This is a genomic window from Microvirga sp. P4_G7 (genome assembly GCF_056401005.1).
On sequence record NZ_JBFUKD010000723.1, the window covers coordinates 1 to 1,777 of the forward strand.

The 1,777-nt window shown below is 60.7% G+C and carries 2 protein-coding genes; both read left to right on the top strand.

The annotated features are described in order from the left end of the window. A partial coding sequence (locus AC1DT3_RS20005) for an ABC transporter substrate-binding protein (protein ID WP_477466963.1) occupies window positions 1–994 on the top strand: 994 nt, incomplete at its 5' end. A gap of 71 nt (window positions 995–1,065) precedes the next feature. Then, on the top strand, window positions 1,066–1,777 hold a 712-nt coding region (locus AC1DT3_RS20010; RefSeq protein ID WP_477466964.1), incomplete at its 3' end, for an ABC transporter permease.

The window sequence follows — 1,777 nt, forward strand, 5'->3', positions numbered from 1 at the left end:
GGTTGGTACTGGGCCGTACAAGCTCAAGGAACGGAAGCCCGATCAGTACATCCAACTCACCCGTTTCGATGGTTACAAGCCGCGGACCGGGGAGGCGAACGGCTATGGCGGCGCCCGCAAGCCAGTGCTCGACGAGATTCGTTTCGTGCCCGTTCCCGACGCCAACACGCGGGTCGAGGGCGCCATCTCGGGACAGTTCGATTATGTGGATTCCCTGCCAGTCGAATCCTACGACCGCATCAAGGATTTGAAGACGACGAAGCCCGTTCTGCTGAAGCCGTTCGGCTGGCCCGTCTTCGTCATGAACACCAAGGAAGGTGTCATGGCGAATATCGATACGCGCATGGCCGTTCGCATGGCGCTCAGCATGGAAGACATGCTGGCGGCAGCGTTCGGCACCAAGGATTTCTATTCGCTCGACGGCGCCATGTATCCGAAGGGCTACGTGTGGCATACGGAAGCCGGTGTCGAGGGCAAGTACAACGTCGCAGACCCTGAGAAGGCCAAGGCGCTTCTCAAGGCGGCGAAATACGACAACAAGCCCGTTCGCATCCTGACCAGCCGTCAATACGAGTTCCACTACAAGATGGCTCAGGTCGCCGCCGAATACCTCAAGCAGGCCGGCTTCACAGTCGACATGCAAGTGGTGGATTGGGCGACGCTGACCCAACGCCGTGGCGATCCGGCCCTGTGGGACATCTACATCACRCACAGCCCGTTCCTTCCCGAGCCCGCCTTGATCGGCCAACTCTCCGAGAGCTCGCCCGGATGGTGGTCCACGCCCGCGCGCAAACAGGCGGTGGACGCGTTCAACACAGAAAGCGATCCCAAGAAGCGCATCGCTCTTTGGGCCGATGTGCAGAAGGTGATCTACACCGAGACACCGAGCATCAAGATCGGCGACTTCAACGCCCTGTCGGCGCAATCGCCGAAGCTCGAAGGCGTGGTGCCGGCTCCGTGGCCATATTTCTGGAACGTGTCGATCAAGAAGTAACGCCCCGTCCGTCCATCACGGAGGGCATCGTCCGCGGTGCCCTCCATTTCTTCGAGAGTTAGTCAAACGGCATGGGTCGCTACGTTCTTCAACGCCTGATCGGCATGCTCGTCGTCATGTTCGTGGTGGTCACGATCGTGTTCATCATCGTGCGGATTGCGCCCGGTGATCCGGCGGCCGTGATGCTCGGTCCCGACGCGACGGCGCAGGATGTTGCGGCGTTGCGCGTGCGGCTCGGTCTCGATCAGCCGCTCGTCGTTCAATATGGGATCTTCTTCGGTCAGTTGCTCCAGGGCGACCTCGGCGATTCCATCTTTTTGAACCGACCGGTTCTCACCGCTCTCGCGGAGCGTGCGGAGCCGACATTCTTCCTCACATTGTTTTCGATCCTCATCGCCTGCGTCATCGCGATCCCGGTCGGTATCATGTCGGCCTATTGGCGGGGCTCACTCTTCGACCAGAGTGCGACGACCCTCGCGATGCTCGCCGCGTCGATTCCAAGCTTCTGGCTCGGGTTGATCCTCATTCAGATCCTCGCCGTGCGGTTCGGCGTCTTTCCGGTGTCCGGTTATGGCGGCCCCGGCGCAAGCCTCGCGGTCCGGCTGTCGCATCTCGTCTTGCCGGCGATATCGCTYGGCGTCGTATCGTCGGCTCTCATTCTGCGCTTCACCCGCGCGAGCATGCTCGATGTCCTCAACGACGATTATGTGCGGACGGCGCGCTCGAAGGGCATGAGTGAGTTCCGCGTGATCATGAAGCATTCCTTCAAGAACGCGCTCATAC